Source organism: Pseudonocardia yunnanensis (genome assembly GCF_039534065.1).
Taxonomy (GTDB): domain Bacteria; phylum Actinomycetota; class Actinomycetes; order Mycobacteriales; family Pseudonocardiaceae; genus Pseudonocardia; species Pseudonocardia yunnanensis.
Genome location: NZ_BAAAUS010000024.1, coordinates 103,717 through 129,440, shown reverse-complemented (window position 1 = coordinate 129,440; position 25,724 = coordinate 103,717). Strand labels below are relative to the sequence as shown.

Below are 25,724 nucleotides of genomic sequence, written 5' to 3'. Positions count from 1 at the left end.
GAGCAGATGACCAGGTGGAGCGTCGGCATCGAGGCCGAGGGCGACCGCGTCATGCAGCTGGAGGAGGTCGTCGAGCTGGCCGACGCCGTCGCGCCCAGCGGCGGGATCGCCACCGGGATCGGCACCACCCGCTACGGCGCCCAGCTCGTCGTTGTCGCCGACACCCGCGACGAGGCCGTCGAGAAGGGACGCGCGGAGTTCGCCGCCGCGGTGGCCAGGGCAGGCCTCCCCGACTACCCGGTCGTGCGGGTGGAGGCGGTGAGCGAGGACGAGGACCGGGAGATCGACGCCGACCCGGACCTGGCGCAGGGATGATCCGCCTCGGCTCCCTCGCGGGGTACGCCTTCTCCGGTCCCCGCGTGCTCGGCGGCTGGACCCCGCCCGCCCGGCCAGGGGTCTACGCCATCCTCTACAAACCCGACCCCGAATCGAAGCCCGAGACGTACGCGGTGATCTACGTCGGGCACGCCGACGACCTCGCGGCCGAAGGTTTCCCGTTCACACACCGGCGGGCGCGGTGCTGGACCCAGCGCGCCGGGTCGAAATGGAAGGTGCACATCGCGTTCCTGGAGGTGCCCGGGGGAAACCGGCCGCACCGGGAGATGATCACCAACGAACTGGTGGCGGTGTACCACCCGTTCTGCAACGAGCAGCAGTACGACAACGCCTGGCGTGACGAGTGGATCGGCGAGTACTCCGACGCCCCGAACACGGCACCCCTGCCGCCGCACCGGCGGGACGGTCCTTGATCACCATGAGATCCGGATATGCGCCCTCGCGAGGGCGGATCGGCCGAACTCGCAGCGATCACCTCACCGGAGGAACCGTCATGACGTGGCGGTAGGTGACGGTGTCGGCAGGCTCACCGATGGGCCGGCCGCCGACCTCGACCCAGGCGTGCGCGGCGAACGGCGGTGTGCGCACGCCCGTGCACCAGGTGGGCCAGACACCGCGCATCCGGCACACGAGCGCAGTGGCGAGGGAACGCTGCAGGCAGTACCGGCCCGAGCAGAGAACGCTGACCGCGACGACGTCCTGGCGGGCGGCGAGGGCCTGCTCCGGTGTGGCGGCAGCGGCTCCGCGCCTGAGCAACTCGAGCACCCGCCGGATTCGCCCTGGTGGGAGGCGGGCCAGCATCCGGGCGGCGCCGACGGCGAGGTGGACGGCGACGCGACGGCCCACCGGTGGCCGGCTTCCGCGGTGCAGCGCCTGGCTCGCGCCGCCTGACGGTTCGCTCGCAGGCTCGATCACCGTGCCTCCTCGCTAGCGCTCGTCGGGGGCGTTCGCGGTGCTGCTGTGGCATTGGTTCGCTCGCAAGCTCGCTCACGCGACCACCAGTCCGGCCGAGCGGAGCCGCTCCAGCAGGTCGGCGACGTCGGCCGTGGCCTGCGCGGGGGCGACGGCGTAGACCTCGGTCAGGCGCCGGGCCGCGTCCTCGTCGGCGAGCACTGCGTCGAGGATGAGCGCCCCCGACCGGTTCAGCTGGAAGTAGCGGCCGGTGCGCTCGTCGAGGAGCACGCGCGCGTCCTCCGTGTCCACGGCGACGACGTCAGTGCGCAGTCGCATGGTGCTCCTTCAACAGGTAGGCGGGCGTCGGATGGGCTTCGAGGTCGCGTAGCCACATCTCGTGGCCGAGCGTCTGTTCCAGTGGCTGCGCCGGCACGGTGGAGAGCTGCGGGCTGAGCAGCGCCCGCCGTAGCGGATCGGCATCGACCAGGCCGTGCCGGACGAGCAGGGAATCCTCGGCCAGTGCGGCGAGCGCCGGGCGCTGCAGCTTCAGGCCCGAGAACCACTCGTGGCCCGAGTGGTCCTTGGTGGTGCGGGTCAGCACCTCGTCGGGGACCAGGCCGCGCATGGCGCGGACCAGCAGCGGCTTGTACGCCCACGGCGAGGCGGTCGCCTCGGCGCGGACCCTCAGGCAGGCCTCGATCACCTTGTCGTCGCAGAACGGAGAGTCGGTGACCAGCTCGCGCATGGTCATCTGGCGGCCGAGCCGGCCGACGGTCTGTGCCTGGTGGATTCGTGCATGACGACCGCGCGCAGGGTCGAGCGGCTCGGCCTCGGTCCGACGCAGCAGGGCCGCGACCGCGGCGACCGCGTCGCCACTTGCCCACGGGGGCATCCTCGGCGACGTGCCCCATGGCTCCGGCCAGTCCGTCGGCGGAGCGGTCAGCGAGTCGCTCGCTGCGGTCAGCCACCGGCTGTACGGGGTGCGGTCCAGCAGCATCCGGGCGGTGGCGGCCGCAGGCCACCGATGCCGCGCCCGGTAGCCCATCGCGTTGCGCAACGCCTCGGCCGGGGAGCGGCGGAGCAGGTCGTGCACGTAGGAGGCTGGGGATTGCACCACGTGGTCGCCGCCGTGACCGCCCAGCCGAAGGCGCACGCCGCGCGCCAGCAGTTCCTGGTCGATCGCGTCCTGCTGCGCGTCTTCCCGCACGCTCATCGTCGGTTCGTCCTCCGAGCGGCCGTCGCCGAGCGACCCGACCCCCGTGAAGAAGGGCGGCAGTTCGTCCGGTCCGTAGACCAGGCGTTCGCAGCCGGGCAGGTGGGCGGCGGCCCGGTCGGCCCAATCCGCGTCCTCGTTGCCGGCCGCGGCCCACCGCAGCGTCACCGTCACCAGCTGGGCGCCGGTCCGGGCGGCCAGGAAGCACAGCGAGGTGGAGTCCAGCCCACCGGACAGATCCATGCCGAGCACCCCGCCGCCGCGGGTCCGCAGCTCCACCGCCTCGAGCAGCGCCTCGCGAAGCGCGTGCGCCCCCTCCTCCAGCGGCAGCTCCGGCTCGGGCGCCTGCCACCAACGCCGGACGTGGGCGGCGCCGGTCGGGTCCACGGTCAGCACCGATCCACCGGCCAGCGCCTCGACGCCCCGCCACACCGCGGTGTCCTCCAGCGGGTGCGGCGGCTGCGGGTACGCCATCCGCACCGCCAGCCGGCCCTCGTCCAGCGGCGCGCCCGTGAGCCACGCCAACGTCCTGGCCCGGTCGGCGGCGACCGTCACGCCGTCCACCAGCGCGTGGAAGACACGGTGGGTGCCGGACATGCTGCCGCGTACGCGTACACGCCCGTCGAGGGAGGCGATCAGGTGGAGAGCCCCCGCCGGCTCCGGCTCGTCAGCTCGTGCCGCCCACCGCGAGAGGTCCGCTTCGGTTGCCGAGAAAGTGCCGATCGCGGCCATCCGGTTCGCGTCCGAGGAGCCGACAGCGATCCCGTCGCCGTCCCAGCAGCCCATCAGCCAGGGACGGCCCGACGCATGCGCTATCGACTCGCACACGAACGGCTGCACGCGGCGCGCGATCGTGAGCGCCTGCTCCGAGTCGGGCAGGACAAGGAACCAGCGCCCGCTGTCCACGGGAACTCCCCCCTCAGAGTTCGGCGACTGCGTACAGATCGGCGGCGAGCGCCGGCTCCCGAGTCGAGACGACCAGGAGCCGGCGCCCGCCGCACGAATCGGCCTGCGGAGCGCCTGGTTCAGGAACCGAGGTACCGCATGGCGGGGCGGCCCTCGGGGTAGACGTAGCCCGCCCCCATCGTCTGCTCCGCGAACCCGCCGACCTCGACGAACGCGGGCGGCTCGTAGGTCTCCTTGACGGGCACAGGCGACTCGTAGGTCTCCGTGATTTCCATTTCCATGGGATCCCCTTCCCTGGGTGGATGATCACGGTATGTCTACTACATACAGTATGTCAATATTGTCCGTTTCTTGCGTCGGCACATAACTCTCGCCTGACGCTGCTCTTTCTTTCTGATCCCGGACGCCCGAGCGCCCCTTCACGACCGGCTGTGAAGGGGGCGCTCGGCGAATCTGCTGTTCGTGAAACGACCGTCAGTGGCGCGGCGAGGCGAACCCGACGGCGTCGAGCAGTCGGGAGCGGCGACTTCCGGTGGCCGGCGTCGCGACCTTCGGGCGCTCGGGGTTGGGCGAGGACTTCCGGATGATCTGCTCGGCGAACCCGTAGAGCAGCGGGAGGGCGCCCGCCACGACGCCGCCGGAGCGGTTGATGTGTTCCAGGCCGGGCTTGATCACCGTGGCGTCGTCGACGATCTGCCGGACGAGCCCGTCGCCGGCCTCGAGCGTGGTGGCGATCTTCGCCAGCAGCGAACCCACCCAGTACAGGAAGAACGCCAGGCCGGCGATGAGCACGACGATCTCGACGACGGTCAGGACGATCAGCGTGGTCTCCGACATGGCCTAGGCACTCCCTTCCGAGCGCGGGGCACTCGCGGCGGGCGTGGGGATGCTGTCCACGACGCGCCCGAGGAACAGGTGATGCTGCAGACCCTCCGCGAGCACGAGGTCGAGGCCGTCGCCGGTGGCCGGGATCAGCTTCGTGTCGGCGGTGTTGGCGGTGATCGCGGTGAGGGTGCCACCGATCGCGGTGGTGTGCCGGTCGATCCGCTTGACGTACGCGACGAGCATGCTGAGCAGCATGACCACCGCGACGATGACGACCAGACCGATCAGCAGGATCACCGACCAGTAGGTGATCTCACCCGGGGAGAGCGACATGGGTCAGCCTCCCAACCGCGCGCGACCGCGCTGCAGGCCACCGATGATCGCGGTGGCGTGGTCGATGGTCTCGTTCAGTCCCGCAAGCCCTGCCGTGTGGACGCGCGCGCGGTCCAGCTCTGCGTCGAGCTCCTGGGCCTGCGTGCCGATCTTGTAGGCCAGCACCAGGATCGGCGTGACCAACGCGACGACCACCACGACCACCACCAGCCCGATGATGAGGCCGAGGGTCCATCCGAAGGGAACCATCACAACTCCGCTCCTCACACCGTCTCGGTCCAGGCCCGCACGGGGGCGAGGTTGGCGTTCACCGACGGCACCACCTCGGGCACCGTGCGAGTGCTGTCCGCAACCGCCCGCACGCCGCCGAGCAGGGCGCCGAGGGTGGTGTGCACGTGGCGCAGGTGCAGGATCACCCGCAGCAGCCCGACCGCCGTGACGGCGATGATCAGGGCGGCGATCACGATCGTGACCCAGGCGACAGCAGGCATCGTCCCGTCCCCTCTACTTCGCCGGGAGCAGCGCCGCGACGCTGCCCGCGTACCTCGTGGCGCCGACCGCGATCTGCTCGACGGTGGCGTCGGTCGTCGCGAGCAGTTCGGGGACGCCGTCCACCTCGCCGACCAGTTCGACGCCGTGGACGAGGAGGTCGTCGGCCGCGGCCCGGATCCGCTCCACGGCCGCGAGCACCCGGTTGAGCAGGGCGATCACCACGGGCAGCACGACGAACAGCAGCAGTGCGTTGCCGATCCACCAGAGCACCACGTCGAACTCCTTTCAGCGCAGGCGCGACGCGTCGTAGGGCAGGAAGAAGCGGGCGAAGACGCGCTTGAGAGCCATCACGGCGGCTCGCAGCCCGATGGCGAGCCCGCTGGCGGGTGCGGCGGCCCGCACGGCCGTGGCGGTGGCGCCGCCCCGGCCCTGGTTGTCGATGTTGTACTGCAGGCACTCGGCGAAGCTGTTCATGAGCACGCTGGTGACGTCGGAGATCATTCCGCGCCCGAACTGCGCGGCGGCTCCGGAGACCGTCAGATCCTGTGCGACGTGCACGCGCGTGCCCCGGCCGGCGGCCCGCAGCGTGGCGGTCACCGTCATCTCCGCGGTGCCCTTGCCCCGGTCCTCGGAGCCAGACGCTTCGAGCACCATCCGGTGGGCGGTCTCATCGGTATCGATGATCTTCGCCGTGCCGCTGAAGTTCAGCCGCACCGGGCCGAGTCTCGTGGTGACCTTGCCCTGGTAGGTGCCGTCACCGTCGTCACCGACCAGCTCCGCGCCGGGCAGGCACGGGGCGAGGTTGGGCACGTCGAGCAAGTAGGCCCAGACCTTGTCGACGGGAGCGGCGACGTCGAACTCGTTATCGATAAGCATTCGTCACCTCCTCCTCGGCACTGCGGATCGGCGGTGCCCCGGACACGTCCTGACCGTCCTGGATCGCTTGCCAGACCCGGTCCGGCAGCAGCGGCATGTCGATGTTGCGGACGCCCGTGTCGGACAGGGCGTCCAGCACGGCGTTGACGTACGCGGCCGGGCCACCGACCGCCGCGCACTCTCCGACGCCCTTGGCGCCGATGGGGTGGTGCGGGCAAGGGGTGACGACCTCGTGGAGCTCGAAGCCCGGCGTCTCCCAGGACGTCGGGAGGAGGTAGTCCATGTAGTTCGAACCCACGATGTTGCCGTCGGCGTCGTAGGTCTGGAACTGCATGCTCGACACCGCGTAGGCCTCGGTGAGCCCGCCCATGATCTGCCCCTCGACGACCATGGGGTTGATCCGCACCCCGCAGTCGTCGACGGCGACCACCCGCAGCACGTCCCACACACCGGTCTCCGGGTCGACCTCGACCGTCACGATGTAGCAGGCGAACGGCCAGGTCAGGTTGGGCGGGTCGTAGTAGGCGTTGAACTCGAGGCCGGGCTCCATCCCGTCGGGCATGTTGGAGTACGCGGCCATCGCGCACTCCTGGATGGTGGCGCCACGGTCGGGAGCGCTGCGCACGAAGAACCGCCCGAGCTCCCACTCGATGTCCTCTTCGGACACCTCCAGCAGGTGCGCCGCGAGCTTGCGGGCCTTGGCACGTACCTTGCGGGCCACCATCGAGACCGCGGCGCCCGCCACGGGCGTGCTGCGCGACGCGTAGGTGCCCATCCCGAACGGTGCCGTGTCGGTGTCGCCCTCCTCGACGACCACGTCGGCGGCCGGGATGCCGAGCTCGTGGCTCACGATCTGCGCCCAGGTGGTCTCGTGTCCCTGGCCCTGCGTCTTCGCGCCGGTTCGCAGAATCGCCTTGCCGGTCAGGTGGACCCGCAGCTCGGCGGAGTCGAACATCTTGATGCCGAGGATGTCGTACTCGCGGCTGTTGCCCGCCCCGAGCGGCTCGGTCATCGTCGAGATCCCGATACCGAGGCGGCGGCCCCGTGAGCGGGCGATCTCCTGGTCCTTGCGGAACTCGTCGTAGCCGATCGCGTCGAGCCCGAGCCGCAGGCATTTCCCGTACTGGCCGGAGTCGACGAGGAACCCGAACGCCGTGCGGTGCGGGAACTGGTCGTCGCGCAGCAGGTTGATACGGCGGAACTCGGCCTGGTCGATGCCCAGGTCGGCTGCCGCGGCCGCCACCATGCGTTCCTGGAAGTACATCGCCTCGGTGACGCGGAACGAGCACCGGTAGGCGACGCCGCCGGGGGCCTTGTTCGTGTAGTGGCCCTGCGCGGTGATGTGGCCGGTGGGGATGTCGTAGCAGGCGAACGCCGAGTGCAGCAGCCCGATCTTGAACTTGCTGGGCTGCGCGTCGGCGAAGAACGCACCCTGGTCGGTGTCGGCGCGCAGGCGCACCGCGAGGATCTTCCCGTCGGCGCGCAGGGCCATCTCGCTGTCGAGGTACATGTCCCGGCCGAACCCCGTGGAGCTGAGGTTGCCGGACTTGTCCTCGATCCACTTGACGGGTTTGCCGAGCAGGATCGAGCAGAGGATCGACGCGACGTAGCCCGGGTAGACGGGCACCTTGTTGCCGAACCCACCCCCGATGTCGGGCGAGACGATCCGGATCATGTGTTCGGGCAGCTCCGCCACGAGCGCCACCGCGGCCCGGATGATGTGCGGGGCCTGCGTGGTCATGTAGACGGTGAGCTTCTGGGTGGCCGGGTTGAAGTCGGCGATCGATCCGCAGCACTCGATCGGCGACGGGTGGCTGCGCGGGTAGTGCAGCTTCAGCCGTGACACGTGGTCCGCCTCGGCGAACGCACGCTCGGTGGACTCCCGGTCGCCGACCTCCCACCGGTAGCAGGTGTTGTCGGTCTGGCCTTCTTTGTCGTCACGGATCAGCGGCGCGCCGGGCGCCTGGGCCTGCTCCGGGCTGACGATCGGTGGCAGCGGCTCGTACTCGACGACGATCGCTTCGCAACCGTCCTTGGCGATGTACGGGTCGTCGGCGACGACGACGCACACCTCCTGGCCCTGGAAGCGCACCTTGTCGGTGGCCAGCACCGCCTGGGTGTCGTAGGACAGCGTGGGCATCCAGGCGAGGTTGCGCTGGGCCATCATCTCGCCGGTCAACACCAGGCGGACGCCCGGGATCTCCCACGCCTTGCTCGTGTCGATCGAGGTGATCCGCGCGTGCGCCAGCGGGCTGCGCAGGATCTCCATGTGCAGCATGCCGGGCAGCTTGATGTCGTCGGTGTAGTTGCCGCGGCCCCGGACGAACCTGCTGTCCTCGACCCGGCGCCGGCTCGCGCCGAGCCCGCCGATCTTGACCTCGTCGAGTGCGGTCATGACTCAGCCTCCCGGCCCGACCCGTTGGTGCTCGCCCCGTTGCCTGCGGGGGCCTGCTTCCGCGCCGCCCACAGCACGGCCTTGACGATGTTCTGGTAGCCGGTGCAGCGGCAGAGGTTGCCCGACAGCGCCCAGCGCACCTCGTCCTCGGACGGGTCCGGGTTGCGCTCCAGCAGGGCCTTCGAGGTCAACATCATCCCCGGGGTGCAGAAGCCGCATTGGAGCCCGTGCTCGATCGAGAACCCCTCCTGAACGGGGTCGAGCTCGCTCGGTGTGCCCAGGCCCTCGACCGTGGTGACCTCGTGTCCGTCGGCCTGGACGGCGAGCATCGTGCAGGACTTCACCGGCGTGCCGTCCACCAGCACGGTGCACGCGCCGCAGCTCGTGGTGTCGCACCCGAGATGGGTGCCGGTGAGCCCCAGACCCTCGCGGATGAGATGGGCGAGGAGCAGCCGTGGCTCCACCTCCACCGCCCGGCGCCGCCCGTTGACCGTGAGCGTGATCCGGCGCTCGTCCTGCACGACGTCGCTGACCTCGTCGACCGGCTCGCCGTACCTCATGCCGCCACCGCCTCTCTGCGGGCGAGCCCGCGCCGGACGAACGTCGCCACGACGTGGCGCTTGTAGGCCGCGCTGCCGCGGTGGTCGCTGCGCGGTTGCGCCGCCTCGGCGGCGAGCGTGGCCGCCTCCTCGATCGCGTCGGTGTCGAGCAGCCGCCCGGTGAGCGCCTGCTCGGCCGCGACGGCCTGGATGGTGCTGGGCCCGACTCCGGTGAGCCCGATGCCGGCCCGGAGGACCCGGCCGCCCGAGGTCTCGAGTGCGACGGCCACGCCCGCTGTGGCGAAGTCGCCCACACGGCGTTCGAGCTTGAGGTAGCGGCCCGACCTCGCTCCGACCGGCGGCGGGACGACGGCCTCCACCGCGATCTCGTCGGGCTGCAGGGCGTTCTGGAACGGCCCGACGGAGAAGTCGGCGGCCGGGATCGTCCGGCGTCCGGACGGTCCCTGCGCGACGACGTGCCCACCGAGCGCGAGGAGCACCGAGGCCCAGTCGCCCTGGGGGTCGGAGTGGCAGAGCGAGCCGACCAGCGTGCCGCGGTTGCGCACGATCGGGTCGGCGATCAGCGGGGCGGCCGAGGCCATCAGCGGGTGCTTCGACGCGAGCAGCGCGGATCGTTCGAGGGTGGCGTGCCGGCAGAGGGCGCCGACGTGCAGCGTGCCGTCCGGGTCCTCGTGGTGGTGGTCGAGGCCGGGGACACCGTTGATGTCGACGAGCAGGTCGGGCGAGGCGAACCGCAGCTTCAGCAGCGGCACGAGGCTCTGCCCGCCCGCCAGCACCTTGGCCTCGTCACCGGACTGCCGCAGCAGCGCGAGTGCCTCGTCCAGGGATCGGGGGGCCTCGTAGCGAAAACGGGACGGATACATCCGGGTCTCCTGCCCTGTCGGCGGTCTACGGGCGGGGGCGGCGTTCGGGCTCGGCCACGGCGACGGGGAGCGACTCGTCCACGGGGTCGGGGCGCGGCTCCTGGTGCGGCGGCCACGGCCCGGCCACCGGCTGGCCCGCGATCTTGAGGTACTCGGTGATCTGCGGCCAGGCCCAGATCGTCGGGCTCTTCCCGGTCTTCGGCGCGCCCTCGATCAGCTCGTACATGCGCGGGTTGTCCTGGCTGTGCCCACTCGACTCGATCGCCATCCGTCCTCACTCGCCTCGTTGCGGGAAGTGCCGGTCTGTCAAGTGCGGACATGCTGCACCCGATCGGCGCATCCGGCGCCCCTGGCCTAAGCGAAGACTTAAGAGGTCTTGCCGGGTGATGTGACGGGAGACACGATGGCTCGCACCCAGCGTCGGGAGCGACATGCAGGTGCCTGCGCAGTTCGAGTACCAGCGCGCCACGAGCGTTGAACACGCCATCGCGCTGCTGAACCGGCACGGGCCCGAGTCGCGCGTGGTGGCCGGTGGCCACAGCCTCATCCCGATGATGAAACTCCGGCTCGCACAGCCCGAGATGCTGATCGACATCAACGACCTGACCGAGCTGGCCGAGCTCCATTTCCAGGAGGGTGTCCTGCGGCTGGGCGCGTTGCTGCGGCACGCCGACCTGCTGGCCTCACCCGAGGTCGGGCTGCTCTGCCCGATGCTGCACGACGCCGAACGCGTGATCGCCGACCCCGTCGTGCGCAACCGCGGCACGGTCGGCGGCTCGGTGTGCCAGGCCGATCCCTCCGAGGACCTCTCCGGTGCGTTCTGCGCGCTGCGTGCAATGGCCGTCATCCGGGGGCGCTCGGACGGGGGTGAGGCGTACACCCGCGAAGTACCGATGCGCGAGTTCTTCACGGGCCCGTACCAGACGGTGGTTGCGGACGCCGAGCTGCTGGTGGAGCTGCGGGTGCCGATCTTCCCGGACGCCGGAAGCGCCTATGTGAAGGTGGACCGCCGGTCGGGGGACTGGGCGGTCGCCGCCGCGGCGGCGGTGGTGCGGCTCGACGGCGACACGATCACCGACGTCGGGATCGGGCTCACGGCCGTCGGGGCGCGGAACTTCGTGGCGCGGGAGGCGGAGGAGTACCTGCGCGGTCGCGCGGCGTCGCCCGAGCACTTCGCGGAGGCGGGCCGGATCGCCGCGGAGCACTGCTCGCCTGCCGACGACCAGCGCGGCCCGGCCGACTACAAGCGGCACCTGGCGGGCGAGCTGACCGTGCGAGCGCTGGAGCAGGCGGTGGCCCGGGCGGGCCGGGGGGTGAAGTGGAGATCACGGTGACCGTCAACGGGCAGGAGCACACGCGGGAGGTCGAACCGCGGCTGCTGCTCGTGCACCTGCTCCGCGACGAGCTCGGCCTGACCGGCACGCACTGGGGCTGCGACACGTCGAACTGCGGGGCGTGCACCGTCTGGATGGACCGGATCCCCGTGAAGTCCTGCACCGTGCTCGCCGTGATGGCCGACGGGCGGGACGTGCACACCGTCGAGGGGCTGGAGACGCCGTTCGGGCTCGACCAGCTGCAGGTCTCGTTCATGGCCTGCCACGGGCTGCAGTGCGGATTCTGCACGCCCGGGATGCTGATGACCGCGCGCTGGCTGCTTGACCAGAACCCCGACCCCACCGACACGCAGATCCGCGAGGCGATCTCCGGGCAGACGTGCCGGTGCACCGGCTACGAGAACATCGTGCGGTCGGTGCGGCACGCGGCCGACGCGGAAGCGGAGAGGGCGTCGTGAGCGCGCTCCCGGCGGACTCCTCGCCGATCGGCCACGGGCGCATGCTCCGCAAGGAGGACGCCCGGTTCATCAGGGGGCGCGGCACCTTCGTCGACGACGTGCGGCTGCCCGGCATGCTGCACGCAGCCGTGCTGCGCAGCCCGTACGCCCACGCCCGGATCCTGTCGGTCGACGCCAGCGCGGCCGAGTCGCACCCGAAGGTGCGCGCGGTGATCACCGGTGACCTGCTCGCGGAGCGGGGCCTGGCCTGGATGCCGACGCTCTCGCACGACGTTGCCGCTGTGCTCGCCACCGACAAGGTGCGCTACCAGGGCCAGGAGGTGGCGTTCGTCGTCGCGGAGAACCGGTACGCCGCGCGCGACGCCCTGGCGCTGATCGACGTCGAGTACGAGCCGCTGCCCCCGGTGATCGACGCCCGCCGCGCGCTGGATCCCGGCGCGCCGCTGGTGCGCGACGAGATCGACGGCCGCGCCGACAACCGTGTCTTCGACTGGGAGTCCGGGGACGCCGCCGCCACCGACGCGGCCTTCGCCGCGGCCGAGCACGTGAGTGCTCTCAACCTGCTCTACCCGCGGGTGCACCCGGCGCCGCTGGAGACGTGCGGCACCGTGGCGAGCGTCGACCGGGTGAGCGGCAAGCTCACGGTCTGGGGCACGACGCAGGCTCCGCACGCCCATCGCACCCTGTACTCGACGATCGCCGGAATCCCCGAGCACAAGATCCGGATCATCGCACCCGACATCGGCGGCGGGTTCGGCAACAAGGTCGGGATGTACCCCGGCTACCTCTGCGCGGTGGTCGGCTCCCGGCTCACCGGTGCGCCCGTGAAGTGGACGGAGGACCGCTCGGAGAACCTCATGAGCACGTCCTTCGCCCGCGACTACCACATGAGCGGCGAGATCGCGGCCACGAAGGACGGGCGGATCCTGGGCCTGCGGGTGCGGGTGCTCGCCGACCACGGGGCGTTCAACGGCACGGCTCAGCCGTCGAAGTTCCCGGCCGGGTTCTTCCACATCTTCACCGGCTCCTACGACGTGCCTGCGGCGCACTGCCAGGTCACCGGCGTGTACACGAACAAGGCGCCCGGCGGTGTCGCCTATGCCTGCTCGTTCCGCGTGACCGAGGCGTCCTACCTGGTGGAGCGGCTGGTGGACGTGCTGGCCCACGATCTCGGGCTCGATCCTGCTGAGGTCCGGCGGCGCAACCTGCTGCGTCCCGAACAGTTCCCCTACCGGTGTGCCACGGGCTGGGAGTACGACTCCGGCGACTACCCGCGCACGCTCGAGCTGGCCCTGGACCTCGCCGGGTACGACGAGCTGCGGCGCGAGCAGGCGCAGCGGCGGCAGGAGCACGCGGAGACCGGGAACGGCACGCTCATGGGCGTCGGGATCAGCTTCTTCACCGAGGCCGTCGGCGCGGGCCCGCGCAAGCTGATGGACATCGCCGGTCTCGGCATGGCCGACGGCGCCGAGCTGCGCGTGCACCCGACGGGCTCGGCGGTGCTGCGGCTGTCGTGCATGTCGCAGGGCCAGGGCCACGAGACGACGTTCGCGCAGATCGTGGCCGAGGAGCTGGGGATTCCTCCCGACGAGGTGGAGGTCGTGCAGGGCGACACCGACCGCACCCCGTTCGGGCTGGGCACCTACGGCTCGCGGTCCACACCCGTCTCGGGAGCGGCGGCGGTGCTGGCCGCGCGCAAGGTGCGCGAGCGCGCACGGCTGGTGGCGGCCGCCGTGCTGGAGGTCGCCGCGAACGACCTGGTGTGGGAGAAGGGCCGGTTCCACGTGCGCGGCGACCGCGCCGCCGGCGTCACGATGCGCGAGATCGCGTTGGCCGCCCACTCCGACCTCGATCTCCCCGACGGCGTCGAGGGCCATCTGGACGCCACCTGCGTCTACAACCCGCCGAACCTGACGTTCCCGTGCGGTGCCTACATCTGCGTCGTGGACGTCGACCCGGGCACCGGGCGGGTGAAGGTCCGCCGGTTCGTCGCGGTGGACGACTGCGGTGTGCGGATCAACCCGATGATCGTCGAGGGGCAGGTGCACGGCGGCCTGGCCGACGGGATCGGCATGGCGCTGATGGAGCTCATGGCGTTCGACCGTGACGGCAACCATCTCGGTGCGTCGTTCATGGACTACCTGCTCCCGACGTCCATGGAGTGCCCGTCGTGGGAGCTGGGGGAGACGGTGACGCCGTCGCCCCACCACCCCATCGGGGCCAAGGGCGTGGGGGAGTCGGCCACGGTCGGTTCGCCCGCCGCCGTCGTGAACGCGGTGCTGGACGCGATCGGGGTGCGGCACGCCGACATGCCGCTCACCCCTGCGCAGGTGTGGCGGGCCCTGCAGGGCACACCACTGAGGACGGATCTGGCGATCGGAGAGCGATCATGAGAGCCGACCTGTTGTCACGTGTGGACGGACTGCGGTCCGGCCGCACCCCCTTCGTGCTGGCCACGGTGGTGCGGGCCGAACGGCCGACGAGCGCGAAACCCGGCGACTGCGCGCTGGTGCTGGCCGACGGCACGATCGACGGCTTCGTGGGCGGCGCCTGCGCCGAGTCGACCGTGCGGCTGGAGAGCCTGCGGTTGTTGCAGGCGGGGGAGTCGGGGCTGCTGCGGATCACCCCGCGCGCCGGGGACGGCGGAACTGCCGAGGAAGGCGTGCGCACCGTCGGCAACCCGTGCTTGTCCGGCGGCACGCTGGAGATCTTCCTGGAGGCGATGATCCCGCCCGTGCTGGTCGTGGTGCACGGGGAGGCGCCGGTGGCCAGGGCGCTGGTTCGGGTCGGGCACGCCCTCGACTGGGACGTGCGGACGGGCGTCGATCCCGCCGCACCGATCGCCCCGGACACCGCGGCCGTCGTCGTCGCCTCGCACGGGCGCGGCGAGGCGCCTGTGCTGCGGGCGGCGCTCCGCGCAGAGGTGCCGTATGTGGCATTGGTGGCGAGCAGGCGCCGGGCTGCGGGAGTGCTGGACGACCTGGCGGCGCAGGGGGTGCCCGCCGGGCAGCGCGAGCGGATCCACGCCCCCGCAGGCCTGGACATCGGGGCGCGGACGGCCCAGGAGATCGCGCTGTCGGTGTTCGCGGAGATCGTGGCGCAGAGCCCGCGGGTGGTGCTGCCGGCGAGCAGTCCCGCAGACGTGCCTCCGGCCGGGGAGCCTGCGGTGGCGATCGACCCGGTCTGCGGGATGGAGGTGGCCGTGACCACGGCGAGCATCTCCGCCCAGCACGACGGCGAGACGGCCTACTTCTGCGGCACCGGCTGCCGGCAGGCCTTCCTCGACGATCCGCAGCGGTTCGCCCGGTGACCGACGGGGGCGGGATCACCGACGTCGACGGCCTGGCCGCCGCGCTCGACCACACCGCCTACCTCGCCGACGAGGCGCTCGCCACCGCGCTGTTCCTGGCTGTGCGGATGCGCCAGCCGATCCTGCTGGAGGGTGAGCCGGGGGTCGGCAAGACGTCCGCGGCCGTGGCACTCGCGGCCGCGCTCGACACGCCGTTGCTGCGGGTGCAGTGCTACGAGGGCCTCACCGCGGCCGAGGCGCTCTACGAGTGGAACTACCCCCGTCAGCTGCTGGCCATCCGGCTGGCGGAGGCCCGCGGCACCGACCTCGCCGACGCCGACCTGTTCACCGAGGACTACCTGCTCGCCCGCCCGCTGCTCGCCGCGATCACGCATCCGGGCCCGGGACCGGCGGTGCTGCTCGTCGACGAGGTCGACCGCGCCGACGACGAGTTCGAGGCGTTCCTCTTCGAGGCGCTCGCCGAGTCGGCCGTGACGATCCCGGAGCTGGGGACGCGCCGCGCCACCGTCGCGCCGGTGGTCGTGCTCACCTCGAACCGCACCCGCGACCTGCACGACGCCCTCAAGCGCCGCTGTCTCTACCACTGGATCGGCTATCCCGACCGGGAGCGGGTCGAGGAGATCGTGCGGCGCCGCGTGCCGGAGGCGGCGGGCTGGCTGGCGGCGGAGGTGACCGGTGCGGTGCACCGCCTGCGCAGGCTGGACCTGCAGAAACAGCCAGGTGTGGCGGAGGCGATCAGCTGGACGAGGGCTCTGGACGCCCTCGGCGTCGACCGGTTGGACGCGGTGGCGGCCGAGCGCACCCTCGGCGCGGTGCTGAAGTACGAGGAGGACGTCCGGCTCGCCCGTGCGACGGGCCTCGACACCCTGATCAGCGGTGCTGGATGACCCCCGGCGACCTCCCCGCGCTCGTGGCCCGCTTCACCGCGGAGTGCCACGCCGCAGGCCTGCCGGTGGGGCCGGAGCGGGCGCAGCGGCTCGCCCGCGCCGTCGTCGAGGTGTCCCCATCCACCACACAGCGGCTCTACTGGTGCGCTCTGGCCACTTTGGTGTCCGACCCGGCGCAGATCCCAGTGCTCGACGCCGTGTTCGACAGGGTCTTCCGCGGCAGCGATCCGCGGGTGTTCCGCGGGGATCCCAATGCCCCGCCGCTCCGTGAGGATCCGCCGGTCACGCCTGTCGCCCGCGGAAGCGAGGGCGCCGCCGGGCCTGCGCGGGTCGGAGGCGGCACAGCGTTCGGGTCGGATGCGGCGCCGTCCGAGGTGCCCGTGCCCGCCCTCGCCTCGGCGACCGAGCGGCTCGGCGGGCGGGAGTTCGACGCGCTGTCGCCCGCCGAGCTCGCCCGGCTCGCCGAGGCGATGCGCGCACTGCGTGTCGCCACGCCGGTACGCCGCTCACGCCGCACCCGCGGCGCCGCCCACGGCGACCGGCTCGATCTTCGCCGGACCCTGCGGTCGGCGCGCCGCACGGCGGGCGACCCCGTGGCGCTCGCCCGCCGTCGCCGTCGCCTGCGGCCGCGGCGGCTCGTCGTGCTCTGCGACATCTCCGGGTCGATGGCGCCCTACGCCCGGGCGCTGATCCAGCTGCTCTACTGCGCGGCCGGCGCCGAGCGCGCCGAGGTGTTCACCTTCGCCACCCGCCTGACCAGGCTGACCAGGGCGCTGGCCCGCTCCAGCCCCGCCGTCGCGCTGGACCGGGCGGCGCGGCTCGCGCCGGACTGGTCGGGCGGCACCCGTATCGGGGAGGCGCTGCGCCGGTTCAACGACGAGTACGGGCGCCGTGGACTGGCGCGCGGTGCGGTGGTGCTCGTCGTGTCGGACGGGTGGGAGACCGGCGATCCGGAGCTGCTGCGCCGGGAGATGGCCCGCCTGCGGCAGGTGGCGTACCGGATCGTCTGGGCCAACCCCCGGACCAGGCATCCGGACTACCGCCCCCTTGCCGGCGGCATGGCGGCGGCGTGGCCGTACTGCGACGAGGTGGTCAGCGCACACAGCCTCGACGCGCTCGGCGAACTGCTCGCCGCGCTGGCCGGCCCCGTGTATGAGGCCGGTCAGCTCCAGGCGCGCGCCGAGCGCTCCGACCAGTAGTCGGCAGGCCGTTCGGCGAGCGCGCTCAGCTCGGCCAGCACGTCGGCCGGCAGCTGTACCTGCTGGGCGGCGGCGTTGCTCACGACCTGTGCGGGGTCGACCCCACCGGAGAGCACGCACCACGTCCAGGGCTGGGCCAGCGCGGCGGCGATCGCGAGCTGGTCCAGGGGGATGCCGAGCCGCTCGGCGACCTCCACCACGCGCGGCGGGGTGTCGGGCGCGCCGGGGGTGAGGCGCCCGTTCGCCACCGCCTCCTTGACGATCACCCGCGCGCCACGGGCGGCGGCCTCGGCGAGGGCGGGACCGACGGAGGGTTCGAGCAGGTTCCAGGTGGACTGGATCGAGGTGAACAGCGGGGCGCCGCCCACCTCCACGTCCAGTGCCTTGAGCACCGCCTCCGGCTGGGCCGGGCCCGAGGTGGAGACGCCCACCCGTACCCCGCGGTCGCGCAGCGCAGCCATCGCCTTGTGGAGCTCCACGTCGTCCAGCACGCCGGTGTCGAGGGTGGCCGAATGCACGTGGTAGACGTCGAGCCGGGATCCGAGGAGAGCCTCGGTCTCCGCCAGCTGCTCGGTGAACGCGGCGAGCGAGTGGTCCTTCACCTCGTGCACGGGAGCGTCGAGGCGCCACTCACCGACGTACCGGTAGCCCCACTTCGACCCGACGACCACGTCGTCGATCTCGGGGTGCGCCGCCAGCCATTCGGCGAGGAACTCCTCCGCTCGCCCGTACGAGCGCGCCGCGTCGAGGTAGCGCATACCGGCGGCGTACGCGGCGTCGAGCACCGCCGCGGTACGGGCCCGCAGCTCGTCCACGGCACGGTGTGTGCCCAGGTCGTGAGCCCGTCCGGAGTTGATGTACGCGGGCCGCCCGACAGCGGCCAGCCCGATGCCCACACCCACCGGCCGGGTCGGATCGGTAGTGCCTGCACCCACAGCGGCGTAGCTTACGCCCGCAGGTTGTTGCACGTTCACCGATGATCGTCGAAGAGGTGCCGCCGTGAAGAAGCTGATCAACGATCCGGCCGACGTCGTCTCCGAAGCGCTACTGGGAATGGCGGCTGCGCATCCCGAGCTGCGCATCGACCACGAGAACAAGATCGTCTATCGGGCCGATGCGCCGGTTCAGGGCAAGGTCGCGCTGGTCTCCGGCGGCGGGTCCGGCCACGAACCGCTGCACGGGGGTTTCGTCGGGCCGGGCATGCTCGACGCGGCCTGCGCCGGTGAGGTCTTCACCTCGCCGGTGCCCGATCAGGTGATGGCGGCCACCCGCGGCGTCGACGGCGGCGCAGGCGTGCTGCACATCGTCAAGAACTACACCGGCGACGTGATGAACTTCGAGATGGCGGCCGAGCTCGCCGCCGCCGAGACGGGCGTCGAGGTCGAGGCCGTGATCACCGATGACGACGTCGCCGTGCAGGACAGCCTCTACACCGCCGGGCGGCGCGGGGTCGGTATCACCGTCGCGGTGGAGAAGATCGCCGGTGCGGCGGCCGACGAGGGGCGCGATCTCGCAGGCGTGGCCGAGGTCGCCCGCCGGGTCAACGCCAATGGCCGCAGCATGGGCATGGCGCTCACCTCGTGCATCGTTCCTGCCGCCGGGCATCCGACCTTCGACCTGCCCGACGACCAGATCGAGATCGGCATCGGCATCCACGGCGAGCCCGGACGGCGCCGCGTGCCTGCCGCGCCGGCACGTGAGGTGGCCGAGATGCTCGTCGAGCCGATCCTCGCCGACCTCGACTTCACCGGCGGTGACGGCGTCCTCGCTTTCGTCAACGGGATGGGTGGCACGCCACTGCTCGAGCTGTACCTCATGTACAACGAGGTGGCGGCGATCCTCGCGAAGTCCGGCGTGACGGTCGCCCGGTCGCTGGTGGGGCCCTACATCACGAGCCTGGAGATGGCGGGCTGCTCGGTGACGTTGCTGAAGCTGGACGACGAGCTGCTGCGGCTCTGGGACGCTCCGGTCCGCACCCCCGGGATGCGGTGGGGCGTCTGACGCGCCGGGGCGTGTAGGACAGGAGCGTGATGGCCGACTCGACCGCGACGATCGACGCCGCACTGATGGACCGCTGGATCCGCGCGTTCGCGGCGGCGGTCGCCGAGAACGCGGAGATGCTCACCCGGCTCGACTCCGCGATCGGCGACGCCGACCACGGGTCCAACCTGGCGCGCGGGATGAAGGCGGTGCTCGCGAAGCTCGACGGGAGCCCCCCGGAGAACCCGGCCGCCTTGCTGAAGCTCACCGGGATGACGCTCGTCAGCTCGGTGGGGGGCGCGAGCGGGGCGCTCTACGGCACGTTCTTCCTGCGGATGGCCACTGCGGCCGGCACCGCCGAGTCGCTCGACCAGGCAGGCTTCGCCGCGGCGCTGCGGGCCGGGGTCGACGGCATCGTCGCCCGCGGCAAGGCCGAGGCAGGCGACAAGACCATGTACGACGCACTCGCCCCCGCCGTCGACGCGCTCGACGGCGCGCTGGGCGGCGAGGACTTTCCGGCCGCGCTGCGGGCTGCTGCCGACGCGGCCGCCACCGGACGCGACGCCACCACCCCGCTGCAGGCGCGCAAGGGCCGGGCGAGCTATCTCGGGGAGCGCAGCATCGGCCACCAGGACCCGGGCGCCACTTCGGCGGCTCTGCTGATCGCCGCGGCGGCGGACACGCTGGCATGAGCTGCAGCTCGGGGCAGGAGGTTTCGTGACGCCACCGGTCGGCCTGGTCGTGGTCTCGCACAGCGCCGCGCTCGCGGCGGCCGCGGTGGAGCTGGCCCGGGAGATGGCGCCGGGGGAGCTGCCGATCGAGGTGGCCGCCGGGGTGGCCGACGGCGGGCTCGGCACGGATGCCGTGGCCATCGCGGGCGCGATCGGCGCCGCCGACACCGGGTCGGGCGTGGTCGTGCTGATGGACCTGGGCAGCGCCGTGCTCTCCGCGGAGCTCGCGCTCGAACTGCTCGACGACCCGGACGCGCGCGACCGCGTGCTGCTCTGCCCCGCGCCGCTCGTGGAAGGGCTGGTCGTCGCCGCGGTGGCCGCGTCGGGCGGGGCCGACCGCGCGGAGGTGGCGGCAGAGGCCGCCGGGGCGCTCGACGGGAAGCTCGCGCAGCTCGCGGCGGACGAGCCGGCCGCGCCGCTCACCGTGGCACCGGAGCCGGAGCCGGAGGCGCCGCCCGCGCCCGCGGAGCAGTCGGAGATCGTCGAGAGCTTCACGGTCGCACTCCCACACGGTCTGCACGCCCGGCCTGCGGCCCGGCTGGTCGCGCTCGTCCGCGAGCTGGACGGCTCGGGCGTGCGGCTGCGCAACGCGACCACCGGCTCGCCCTGGGCACCTGCCACGAGCCTCGCCCGCGTCACCACGATCGGAGCGTTGCGCGGCCACCGTGTCGAGGTCGCGGCCTCGGGCGAGCGGGCGCAGGTCGTGGTCGACGCCGTGCTGGACCTCGCCGCCCGCGGCTTCGACGAGACGGCGGCACCCGGCGCCGCTACCCCCGAACCCGCACCCCGCCTTCCCGCGAGTCGCCCGGTTCCCGCGGTCGAGTCACCCCGGCCCGGCGGGCCACTTCCCGCGTCGCCCGGGATCGCGATCGGCCCGAAGCGTGCGGACGTCCCCGCCCCCGTCGTCGTGCCGGACGAGCCCGGCGGCGACCCGGCAACCGAGCAGGGCAGGCTCGAGGCGGCGATCGCCACGGTCGCAGGTGAGATCCGCGACGGTCGCGACACGGCCGCACGCGAGCTGGGACCGGCCGAGGCAGCGATCTTCGACGCGCATCTCCTCCTGCTCGACGACCCCGATGTGGTCGACGAGGCCAGGGCCGCAGTCGCGGCGGGAGCGTCGGCCTCGCAGGCCTGGTCCGACGCCACCGCGCGGGCGGCGGCGGAGTTCGACGCGCTGCCCGACCCCTACCTCGCCGCCCGCGCCGCCGACGTCCGCGCCGTCGCGCAGCAGGTGCTCCGCACCCTCGTCGGGGTGCCGGACGCCCTGGACGATCCGGGGGACGGGCCACCACCCGTGCTCGTCGCCGCCGACCTCACCCCGGCGCGGGCCGCGGCGCTCGATCCCGCGCGCGTGGCGGGTGTGGTGCTCGCCGGCGGGAGCCCCACCGCGCACAGCGCGATCCTGTTGCGGGCCCGCGGTGTGCCTGCGGTTCTCGGCGCCGGTCCGGCGATCCTGGACGTCAAGGACGGCACGCTGCTCGCGCTCGACGGTGCTGCGGGCGAGCTCCTCGTCGACCCCGAACCCGACACCGTGGCGGCGTTCCGCGATCGCGCTGCCGCGCAGGCGGAACGCGAGCTGGAGGCCCGCGAGCGCTCGTCCGCCCCGGCGGTCACGCGCGACGGTGTCGACGTCCTCGTCGGGGCCAACGTCGGATCCCCGGCCGATGCCACGGCGGCCGCGGCCGCGGGTGCCGACCTCGTCGGGCTGGTGCGCACCGAGTTCCTGTTCCTCGACAGGGCCGCCGCACCCGACGTCGACGAGCAGGAGGCGGCCTACCGCGGCGTCGCCACCGCCCTCGGTGGGAAGCGGATCACGCTGCGCACCCTCGACGTCGGCGGCGACAAGCCGCTCCCGTATCTGCCGCTGCCCGCCGAGGCCAACGCGTTCCTCGGCCTGCGCGGCATCCGGCTCGCCACAGCGTTTCCGGAGTTGCTGGCCGACCAGCTCCTGGCCATGGTCCGGGTCGCCCACGACACACCGGTGAGCGTGATGTTCCCGATGGTCGCGACCGTCGATGAGCTTCTCGCCGCCCGCCGCGTGCTGGACGAAGCGATCGCCCGCGAGGGCCGGGGCACCCCGCCCGAACTGCAGGTGGGGATCATGGTCGAGGTGCCGGCGGCGGCGTTGAAGGCGGCCGCGTTCGTGCCGCACGTCGATTTCTTCAGCATCGGCACCAACGACCTCACCCAGTACACGTTGGCGGCCGAGCGGGGCAATCCGGCGGTCGCCACCGTGGCCGATCCGCTCGATCCGGGCGTGCTCCGGCTCGTCGACGCCGTGTGCCGGGCGGCGGGGGAGCAGGTGCTCGTGGCCGTGTGCGGTGAGGCGGCGGCCGACCCACTCGCGGCGCAGCTGCTGATCGGACTCGGGGTGCGGGAGCTGAGCGTGGCGGCGCCCGCGGTGGCCGGGGTGAAGCAGGTGGTGCGGGAGGTGGAGCTGGCCGGGGCTGTGGGGCGGGCAGCGGCCGCGCTGACCGCGAGCGGCCCGGCCGAGGTCCGCGGCTGATCGTTACCCCACAGGGCTGCTCTCCCGCCCGGTGACGGCCGCGAGAACGCCGGCCAGCGAGCCGGCGTCCGCCTTCACGGAACGCCAGGCAATGAACCCGTCGGGCCGCACGAGCAGCGCGCCCGTGTCGTCGATGCCGACCGACTCGGGCCAGTCGCCGCCGATCCGCACCACCGGCAGGTCGAGCGCGCGCGCAGCGTCGTCCCAATCCGGAGAGCTGGTCAGCAGGCTGAATCCCGGACCGATGAGGTCCAGCGTGGACACTCCGTCGACCCAGCGATGCCGCAGGTGCGAGCCCGGCGCGCCGTCGAGACTCGTGGCGACGTCCTCCGTGGACGGCAGCGGCAGCACCGGGTCGATGACGGCGCAGGAGTCGTAGCGGTAGCCCATGGTGACCATCCAGGCGTTCCATGCGCCCGCCGCGGCGCGCTCGACCACTGCCGTCGGATCCCAGTGCAGGCGTGGGTTCGCCCATCGCAGCATGGCCTGCTCGGTCACCATCTCGGCGATCGCGTGCCGTTCCTCGTGGTAGCTGTCGAGCAGCCGGTCGCCTGCCTTCCCCGCGAGCACCATGGCGAGCTTCCAGGCCAGGTTGTGCGCGTCGGCGACTCCGGTGTTGAGGCCGAACGCGCCGAGGGGCGAGATGGCGCGCGCTGCGTCACCGACGAGGAAGGCGCGTCCGGAGCGGAACTCGTCCGCCATCCGGACCGTCGCCCGCCACGGCAGGACGCTGATGACCTCGAGCGGGACGTCCGCTCCCACGGCTGTGCGGATCGCTGCGGCGCACGTCTCGTCGGTGAAGCGGCCGTCTGCGGGCGGCTTGGTGTGGAACACCCAGCGCCGTTCCCCGACGGCGAGAAGCATTCCGGGCGCCTCCGGATGGCTGATCTCGGTCATCGTCGGCATCGAGCCGAAATGCCCGACCAGGTCGGCGTCGAACAGGATGTTCAGGGTGGGGTCGCCGATCTCCCCCGGTCCGGTCGTGCCGATGCCGAGCGCGGCACGAACGGTCGTGGTGACGCCGTCGGCCCCGATCAGGTAGTCGGCACGGACCGTCCGACCGTCGGAGAGCGTCACGTCGACGCCCTCGGTGTCCTGCTCGATACCGGTCACGGCCACGCCGAACTCGATCGTCGCGCCTCGTTCGTGAGCCGCCGGAAGCAGGACGGAGTCGAGCCTGTCCTGCGGGTAGTGGCCGCGCGGCGTCTCCGGTGACAGGTCATTTCCCACGAACCGCCGAGCGGGAGACGGCTGCGTGCGATCGATCTCCGCGACTGTGCGCGCATCGACCTTGCCCGGCACCGCCGAACGCACGGCGATCGCATCGATCGCCTCGCTGAGCCCGGCGGAGCGGAACAACTCCAGTGTGCGAGCGCTGACGCCGAGCGCGCGCGGATGCACGGACGGTCGGGTCCTGCGCTCGACGACGAGCGCCGGGATCCCGTACCGGCCGAGGAAGACGGCGGTGGCCAGGCCGACGGTGCCACCGCCTGCGATCACAACCTGCGCCATGGGGAACCTCCAGAGTGGGAACAGTGTGCCCGTTATGGGAACACTGTAACCACACTCGTACACTGTGCCCATGTCTGCTCGTGGACGTCCGCCTGCCGCGCTGGTCTGGATGCGCGATCGCGATCGCGGCGCACGCCCGGTACTGAGCGAGCAGAAGATCGTGCGCGCTGCCGTCGATCTGGCCGATGCCGAGGGCATCGACGCGCTCTCGATGCGGCGCATCGCCACGGAGCTGGGCTCGGGCACGACATCGATCTATCGGCACATCACCGGCAAGGACGAGCTGATCGAGCTCATGATCGATTCCGTTTACGGGGAGGCGCCGTTGCCGCCGCCCCCCGGCGACGACTGGCGGGCCGGGCTGACGGAGGTGGCCCGGGGCTTCCGCGTGTCGCTGCTGCGGCACCCGTGGCTCGCCCAGCAGGCCTCACGCCGCGTGGCGCTGGGCCCGAACGTCATCGGTCGACTCGACCATGCCCTCGCCGTGGTCGACCGTTTCACCCACGACGCGACCAGGGCGCAGATGATCGTCAGCGCGGTGAACACCTACGTCCTCGGTTCGGTGGCTGCCGAACTGGCCGATCGCGAGGCCCAGCGCGCCACCGGGATGACCGAGGACGAGTGGCGCGCGTCCATCGGCACCTACGTGCGCCAGGTCGTCGAGTCGGGCCGCTACCCGCATTTCAACCGCCGCATCCTCGAGGCCGACGACCCGGACGCCGACGCCCGGTTCGAGTTCGGCCTCGACTGCCTGCTCACCGGGATCGCGTCGGGAGCGGGAGGCACTACACCCTGACTCGCTGCCCGTAGTCGGGGAGCGTGATGTTCCCGGCCTTCGCGAACTGGGCGGCGATCAGAGGGCGTAGCGGCCAGCGGGTCATCCACCTCATCGACGCCGTCCGGACGGCGATGTCGAGGCGGCTCCCCGGAGCGAACCCGTTGATGCCGCCGGGCGGGAGCTTCTGTCCCTCCGTCACGTAGGGACGCATGATCTGCTCGTAGTGGGCGAACGCCACGCGATGGTCGCCGTCGGCGGCGGCGAGTTCCCCGGCGAGCACGTAGGCGCCGACGAGGGCGAGGCTCGTGCCCAGGCCGGTGAGCGGGCTCGGGCAGTAGCCCGCGTCGCCGAGAAGTGCGACCCGGCCCGCCGACCAGCGGTCGAGATGCACCTGGCCCATCGAGTCGAACGAGAAATCCGCTGCCTCGTGCATCGCCGCGACGAGCCGCGGGGCCTCCCATCCGACGCCCGTGAAGTGCCGGGACACGATGTCCCGTTGCTGGGCGATGTCCCTGCGGTCGTAGGAGATCGGGTCCGAGCGGAAGCTGAGGCCGGCCTTGAGCTCGTGCGGGAGTCGGCCGGGCCGGGCCGACGCCACGAGCCCGCCGGGGGCGTTGTGCATGAGGTACCAGCCGTCGAGATCGATGTCGGCGGGCGCGGTGAACCAGGCGGTGTAGCCGCCGATCGGACGGACCGTGGCCGACTCCGGCCCGAACGCGAGTGCCCGGACCGTCGAGTGCAGTCCGTCGGCGCCGATGACCAGCCCGAAGCGGCGCGGCGCCGCCTTCTCGAAGGTGGCGGTGGCACCGTCGTCGTCCTGGTCGATTCCGGTGATCGTGTCGTCGAACAGGTACTCGGTGCCCGGGAGCGTCGCGCGGTGGAGGACCTCGGCCAGGTCGCCGCGCAGGACCTCGATCTCCGAGACGATGCCCTCGCCGCCGAACGCGTCGGCCCCCAGCCGGGCCTTGATCCGGCCCCTGTCGTCGACGTACGCGATGCCGCGCTGGTCGAGGGTGACGGCCCGGACGTCGTCCATGAGTCCCATGCGCTCCACGACGGTGCGTCCCGCGCCCCGTAGGTCGACGGCTTGGCCACCGGGTCGCGGCGCGGGTGCCCGCTCGACGACGGTGGGAGTGAAACCGTTCTCGCGTAGCCAGTACGCAAGCGCGGGGCCGGCGATGCTCGCCCCGGAGATGAGGATGTTCGTGTTCTGCATGTGCGGTAGCGTACGACGTACAGACACTTCAGATCAAGTCGTCTAGCAGCATAAATGATGGAATCAAGTGCACTAGTACGGGCCATCTGGGGTCGACCTGCCTCGACGGTTCGCCGGGGG

The 25,724-nt window shown here is 72.2% G+C and carries 29 protein-coding genes; 12 read left to right on the top strand and 17 right to left on the bottom strand.

Going from position 1 to position 25,724, the window contains the following annotated elements:
* Positions 1-6: 6 nt before the first annotated feature.
* Positions 7-315 (top strand): hypothetical protein, encoded by a 309-nt coding sequence (locus ABD743_RS22210; protein ID WP_344724073.1) that lies wholly within the window; start codon positions 7-9, stop codon positions 313-315.
* Positions 312-749 (top strand): hypothetical protein, encoded by a 438-nt coding sequence (locus ABD743_RS22205; RefSeq protein ID WP_344724072.1) that lies wholly within the window; start codon positions 312-314, stop codon positions 747-749. Before ABD743_RS22210 ends, ABD743_RS22205 begins: the two co-directional genes overlap by 4 nt.
* A 58-nt stretch (positions 750-807) precedes the next feature.
* On the opposite strand, the gene ABD743_RS22200 is transcribed toward ABD743_RS22205, so the two are convergent.
* From ABD743_RS22200 to ABD743_RS22135, 14 genes are all read right to left on the bottom strand, one after another.
* Complete coding sequence (locus tag ABD743_RS22200) at positions 808-1,251, bottom strand: lasso peptide biosynthesis B2 protein (RefSeq protein ID WP_344724071.1); 444 nt, start codon at positions 1,249-1,251, stop codon at positions 808-810.
* A 72-nt stretch (positions 1,252-1,323) separates the two neighbouring features.
* A complete protein-coding gene (locus ABD743_RS22195) occupies positions 1,324-1,566 on the bottom strand; it encodes a lasso peptide biosynthesis PqqD family chaperone (protein ID WP_344724070.1) in 243 nt (80 codons plus the stop codon).
* Positions 1,550-3,349, bottom strand: coding sequence for an asparagine synthase-related protein (locus ABD743_RS22190; RefSeq protein ID WP_344724069.1), 1,800 nt, complete (start codon positions 3,347-3,349; stop codon positions 1,550-1,552). The genes ABD743_RS22195 and ABD743_RS22190 overlap by 17 nt, the downstream gene beginning before the upstream one ends.
* Before the next feature lie 119 nt (positions 3,350-3,468).
* Positions 3,469-3,630, bottom strand: a complete 162-nt coding sequence (locus tag ABD743_RS22185) for a lasso RiPP family leader peptide-containing protein (protein WP_241039295.1) — start codon at positions 3,628-3,630, stop codon at positions 3,469-3,471.
* A gap of 193 nt (positions 3,631-3,823) precedes the next feature.
* On the bottom strand, positions 3,824-4,186 hold the full coding sequence (locus tag ABD743_RS22180) for a hypothetical protein (protein WP_344724068.1): 363 nt from the start codon (positions 4,184-4,186) through the stop codon (positions 3,824-3,826).
* A gap of 3 nt (positions 4,187-4,189) precedes the next feature.
* Entirely contained in the window at positions 4,190-4,507 is a 318-nt protein-coding gene (locus ABD743_RS22175; protein ID WP_344724067.1) for a hypothetical protein, read from the bottom strand.
* A gap of 3 nt (positions 4,508-4,510) precedes the next feature.
* A complete protein-coding gene (locus tag ABD743_RS22170; protein ID WP_344724066.1) occupies positions 4,511-4,756 on the bottom strand; it encodes a hypothetical protein in 246 nt (81 codons plus the stop codon).
* Between the two features lie 14 nt (positions 4,757-4,770).
* Entirely contained in the window at positions 4,771-4,998 is a 228-nt protein-coding gene (locus ABD743_RS22165) for a hypothetical protein (protein ID WP_241039299.1), read from the bottom strand.
* Positions 4,999-5,011: 13 nt separating this feature from the next.
* Positions 5,012-5,272: a hypothetical protein gene (locus ABD743_RS22160; protein WP_241039300.1), complete on the bottom strand. Its 261-nt coding sequence runs from the start codon at positions 5,270-5,272 to the stop codon at positions 5,012-5,014.
* A 12-nt stretch (positions 5,273-5,284) separates the two neighbouring features.
* Positions 5,285-5,875 (bottom strand): SRPBCC family protein, encoded by a 591-nt coding sequence (locus ABD743_RS22155; protein ID WP_344724065.1) that lies wholly within the window; start codon positions 5,873-5,875, stop codon positions 5,285-5,287.
* Positions 5,862-8,270 (bottom strand): aerobic carbon-monoxide dehydrogenase large subunit, encoded by a 2,409-nt coding sequence (locus ABD743_RS22150; protein WP_344724064.1) that lies wholly within the window; start codon positions 8,268-8,270, stop codon positions 5,862-5,864. Before ABD743_RS22150 ends, ABD743_RS22155 begins: the two co-directional genes overlap by 14 nt.
* The gene (locus tag ABD743_RS22145; protein WP_344724063.1) at positions 8,267-8,830 is read right to left on the bottom strand and encodes a (2Fe-2S)-binding protein; all 564 of its coding nucleotides are present in this window, start codon (positions 8,828-8,830) and stop codon (positions 8,267-8,269) included. Before ABD743_RS22145 ends, ABD743_RS22150 begins: the two co-directional genes overlap by 4 nt.
* Positions 8,827-9,693, bottom strand: coding sequence for an FAD binding domain-containing protein (locus ABD743_RS22140; protein WP_344724062.1), 867 nt, complete (start codon positions 9,691-9,693; stop codon positions 8,827-8,829). Before ABD743_RS22140 ends, ABD743_RS22145 begins: the two co-directional genes overlap by 4 nt.
* 25 nt (positions 9,694-9,718) lie before the next feature.
* Positions 9,719-9,961 carry a hypothetical protein gene (locus tag ABD743_RS22135; protein ID WP_344724061.1) on the bottom strand — a complete coding sequence of 81 codons (243 nt, stop codon included), beginning with the start codon at positions 9,959-9,961 and terminating at the stop codon, positions 9,719-9,721.
* Between the two features lie 163 nt (positions 9,962-10,124).
* Between ABD743_RS22135 and ABD743_RS22130 the strand changes: the two genes are divergently transcribed.
* The 6 genes from ABD743_RS22130 to ABD743_RS22105 are packed head-to-tail and all read left to right on the top strand — an operon-like array spanning position 10,125 to position 16,881.
* Positions 10,125-11,027, top strand: a complete 903-nt coding sequence (locus ABD743_RS22130) for an FAD binding domain-containing protein (protein WP_344724060.1) — start codon at positions 10,125-10,127, stop codon at positions 11,025-11,027.
* Complete coding sequence (locus ABD743_RS22125; RefSeq protein ID WP_344724059.1) at positions 11,012-11,485, top strand: (2Fe-2S)-binding protein; 474 nt, start codon at positions 11,012-11,014, stop codon at positions 11,483-11,485. Before ABD743_RS22130 ends, ABD743_RS22125 begins: the two co-directional genes overlap by 16 nt.
* 41 nt (positions 11,486-11,526) lie before the next feature.
* A complete protein-coding gene (locus ABD743_RS22120; RefSeq protein ID WP_344724452.1) occupies positions 11,527-13,878 on the top strand; it encodes an aerobic carbon-monoxide dehydrogenase large subunit in 2,352 nt (783 codons plus the stop codon).
* Entirely contained in the window at positions 13,875-14,795 is a 921-nt protein-coding gene (locus tag ABD743_RS22115; RefSeq protein WP_344724058.1) for an XdhC family protein, read from the top strand. The genes ABD743_RS22120 and ABD743_RS22115 overlap by 4 nt, the downstream gene beginning before the upstream one ends.
* A complete protein-coding gene (locus ABD743_RS22110; protein ID WP_379659266.1) occupies positions 14,792-15,682 on the top strand; it encodes an AAA family ATPase in 891 nt (296 codons plus the stop codon). The genes ABD743_RS22115 and ABD743_RS22110 overlap by 4 nt, the downstream gene beginning before the upstream one ends.
* Positions 15,679-16,881: a vWA domain-containing protein gene (locus tag ABD743_RS22105; protein ID WP_344724056.1), complete on the top strand. Its 1,203-nt coding sequence runs from the start codon at positions 15,679-15,681 to the stop codon at positions 16,879-16,881. The genes ABD743_RS22110 and ABD743_RS22105 overlap by 4 nt, the downstream gene beginning before the upstream one ends.
* Here the strand turns inward: ABD743_RS22105 and ABD743_RS22100 are convergent.
* A complete protein-coding gene (locus tag ABD743_RS22100) occupies positions 16,845-17,816 on the bottom strand; it encodes an aldo/keto reductase (RefSeq protein ID WP_344724054.1) in 972 nt (323 codons plus the stop codon). The genes ABD743_RS22105 and ABD743_RS22100 overlap by 37 nt on opposite strands.
* A gap of 64 nt (positions 17,817-17,880) precedes the next feature.
* Between ABD743_RS22100 and dhaK the strand changes: the two genes are divergently transcribed.
* The 3 genes from dhaK to ptsP are packed head-to-tail and all read left to right on the top strand — an operon-like array spanning position 17,881 to position 22,098.
* Entirely contained in the window at positions 17,881-18,882 is a 1,002-nt protein-coding gene (gene dhaK / locus ABD743_RS22095) for a dihydroxyacetone kinase subunit DhaK (RefSeq protein ID WP_344724053.1), read from the top strand.
* A 29-nt stretch (positions 18,883-18,911) separates the two neighbouring features.
* Positions 18,912-19,553: a dihydroxyacetone kinase subunit DhaL gene (gene dhaL, locus ABD743_RS22090; RefSeq protein WP_344724052.1), complete on the top strand. Its 642-nt coding sequence runs from the start codon at positions 18,912-18,914 to the stop codon at positions 19,551-19,553.
* Positions 19,554-19,578: 25 nt separating this feature from the next.
* The gene (gene ptsP / locus ABD743_RS22085; RefSeq protein WP_344724051.1) at positions 19,579-22,098 is read left to right on the top strand and encodes a phosphoenolpyruvate--protein phosphotransferase; all 2,520 of its coding nucleotides are present in this window, start codon (positions 19,579-19,581) and stop codon (positions 22,096-22,098) included.
* Positions 22,099-22,101: 3 nt separating this feature from the next.
* Here ptsP and ABD743_RS22080 read toward each other — a convergent pair whose 3' ends face one another.
* Positions 22,102-23,610: an FAD-dependent monooxygenase gene (locus tag ABD743_RS22080; protein ID WP_344724050.1), complete on the bottom strand. Its 1,509-nt coding sequence runs from the start codon at positions 23,608-23,610 to the stop codon at positions 22,102-22,104.
* Positions 23,611-23,680: 70 nt separating this feature from the next.
* Here ABD743_RS22080 and ABD743_RS22075 point away from each other — a divergent pair, with 70 nt between their 5' ends.
* Positions 23,681-24,406, top strand: a complete 726-nt coding sequence (locus tag ABD743_RS22075; RefSeq protein WP_344724049.1) for a TetR/AcrR family transcriptional regulator — start codon at positions 23,681-23,683, stop codon at positions 24,404-24,406.
* On the opposite strand, the gene ABD743_RS22070 is transcribed toward ABD743_RS22075, so the two are convergent.
* Positions 24,396-25,604, bottom strand: coding sequence for an FAD-dependent monooxygenase (locus tag ABD743_RS22070; RefSeq protein ID WP_344724048.1), 1,209 nt, complete (start codon positions 25,602-25,604; stop codon positions 24,396-24,398). The two genes, ABD743_RS22075 and ABD743_RS22070, sit on opposite strands and share 11 nt — an antisense overlap.
* Positions 25,605-25,724 lie beyond the last annotated feature (120 nt).

Excerpts from the sequence above, each read along its gene's own strand:
- ABD743_RS22115 (WP_344724058.1), top strand. The coding sequence starts at position 13,875 with ATGAGAGCCGACCTGTTGTCACGTGTGGACGGACTGCGGTCCGGCCGC.
- ABD743_RS22150 (WP_344724064.1), bottom strand. The coding sequence starts at position 8,270 with ATGACCGCACTCGACGAGGTCAAGATCGGCGGGCTCGGCGCGAGCCGG.
- ABD743_RS22180 (WP_344724068.1), bottom strand. The coding sequence starts at position 4,186 with ATGTCGGAGACCACGCTGATCGTCCTGACCGTCGTCGAGATCGTCGTG.
- dhaL (WP_344724052.1), top strand. The coding sequence starts at position 18,912 with ATGGCCGACTCGACCGCGACGATCGACGCCGCACTGATGGACCGCTGG.
- ABD743_RS22120 (WP_344724452.1), top strand. The coding sequence starts at position 11,527 with ATGCTCCGCAAGGAGGACGCCCGGTTCATCAGGGGGCGCGGCACCTTC.
- ABD743_RS22170 (WP_344724066.1), bottom strand. The coding sequence starts at position 4,756 with ATGGTTCCCTTCGGATGGACCCTCGGCCTCATCATCGGGCTGGTGGTG.
- ABD743_RS22140 (WP_344724062.1), bottom strand. The coding sequence starts at position 9,693 with ATGTATCCGTCCCGTTTTCGCTACGAGGCCCCCCGATCCCTGGACGAG.
- ABD743_RS22210 (WP_344724073.1), top strand. The coding sequence starts at position 7 with ATGACCAGGTGGAGCGTCGGCATCGAGGCCGAGGGCGACCGCGTCATG.
- ABD743_RS22145 (WP_344724063.1), bottom strand. The coding sequence starts at position 8,830 with ATGAGGTACGGCGAGCCGGTCGACGAGGTCAGCGACGTCGTGCAGGAC.
- ABD743_RS22105 (WP_344724056.1), top strand. The coding sequence starts at position 15,679 with ATGACCCCCGGCGACCTCCCCGCGCTCGTGGCCCGCTTCACCGCGGAG.
- ABD743_RS22130 (WP_344724060.1), top strand. The coding sequence starts at position 10,125 with ATGCAGGTGCCTGCGCAGTTCGAGTACCAGCGCGCCACGAGCGTTGAA.
- ABD743_RS22185 (WP_241039295.1), bottom strand. The coding sequence starts at position 3,630 with ATGGAAATGGAAATCACGGAGACCTACGAGTCGCCTGTGCCCGTCAAG.
- ABD743_RS22175 (WP_344724067.1), bottom strand. The coding sequence starts at position 4,507 with ATGTCGCTCTCCCCGGGTGAGATCACCTACTGGTCGGTGATCCTGCTG.
- ABD743_RS22195 (WP_344724070.1), bottom strand. The coding sequence starts at position 1,566 with ATGCGACTGCGCACTGACGTCGTCGCCGTGGACACGGAGGACGCGCGC.
- ABD743_RS22205 (WP_344724072.1), top strand. The coding sequence starts at position 312 with ATGATCCGCCTCGGCTCCCTCGCGGGGTACGCCTTCTCCGGTCCCCGC.
- ABD743_RS22080 (WP_344724050.1), bottom strand. The coding sequence starts at position 23,610 with ATGGCGCAGGTTGTGATCGCAGGCGGTGGCACCGTCGGCCTGGCCACC.
- ABD743_RS22165 (WP_241039299.1), bottom strand. The coding sequence starts at position 4,998 with ATGCCTGCTGTCGCCTGGGTCACGATCGTGATCGCCGCCCTGATCATC.
- ABD743_RS22135 (WP_344724061.1), bottom strand. The coding sequence starts at position 9,961 with ATGGCGATCGAGTCGAGTGGGCACAGCCAGGACAACCCGCGCATGTAC.
- ABD743_RS22075 (WP_344724049.1), top strand. The coding sequence starts at position 23,681 with ATGTCTGCTCGTGGACGTCCGCCTGCCGCGCTGGTCTGGATGCGCGAT.
- ABD743_RS22070 (WP_344724048.1), bottom strand. The coding sequence starts at position 25,604 with ATGCAGAACACGAACATCCTCATCTCCGGGGCGAGCATCGCCGGCCCC.
- ABD743_RS22155 (WP_344724065.1), bottom strand. The coding sequence starts at position 5,875 with ATGCTTATCGATAACGAGTTCGACGTCGCCGCTCCCGTCGACAAGGTC.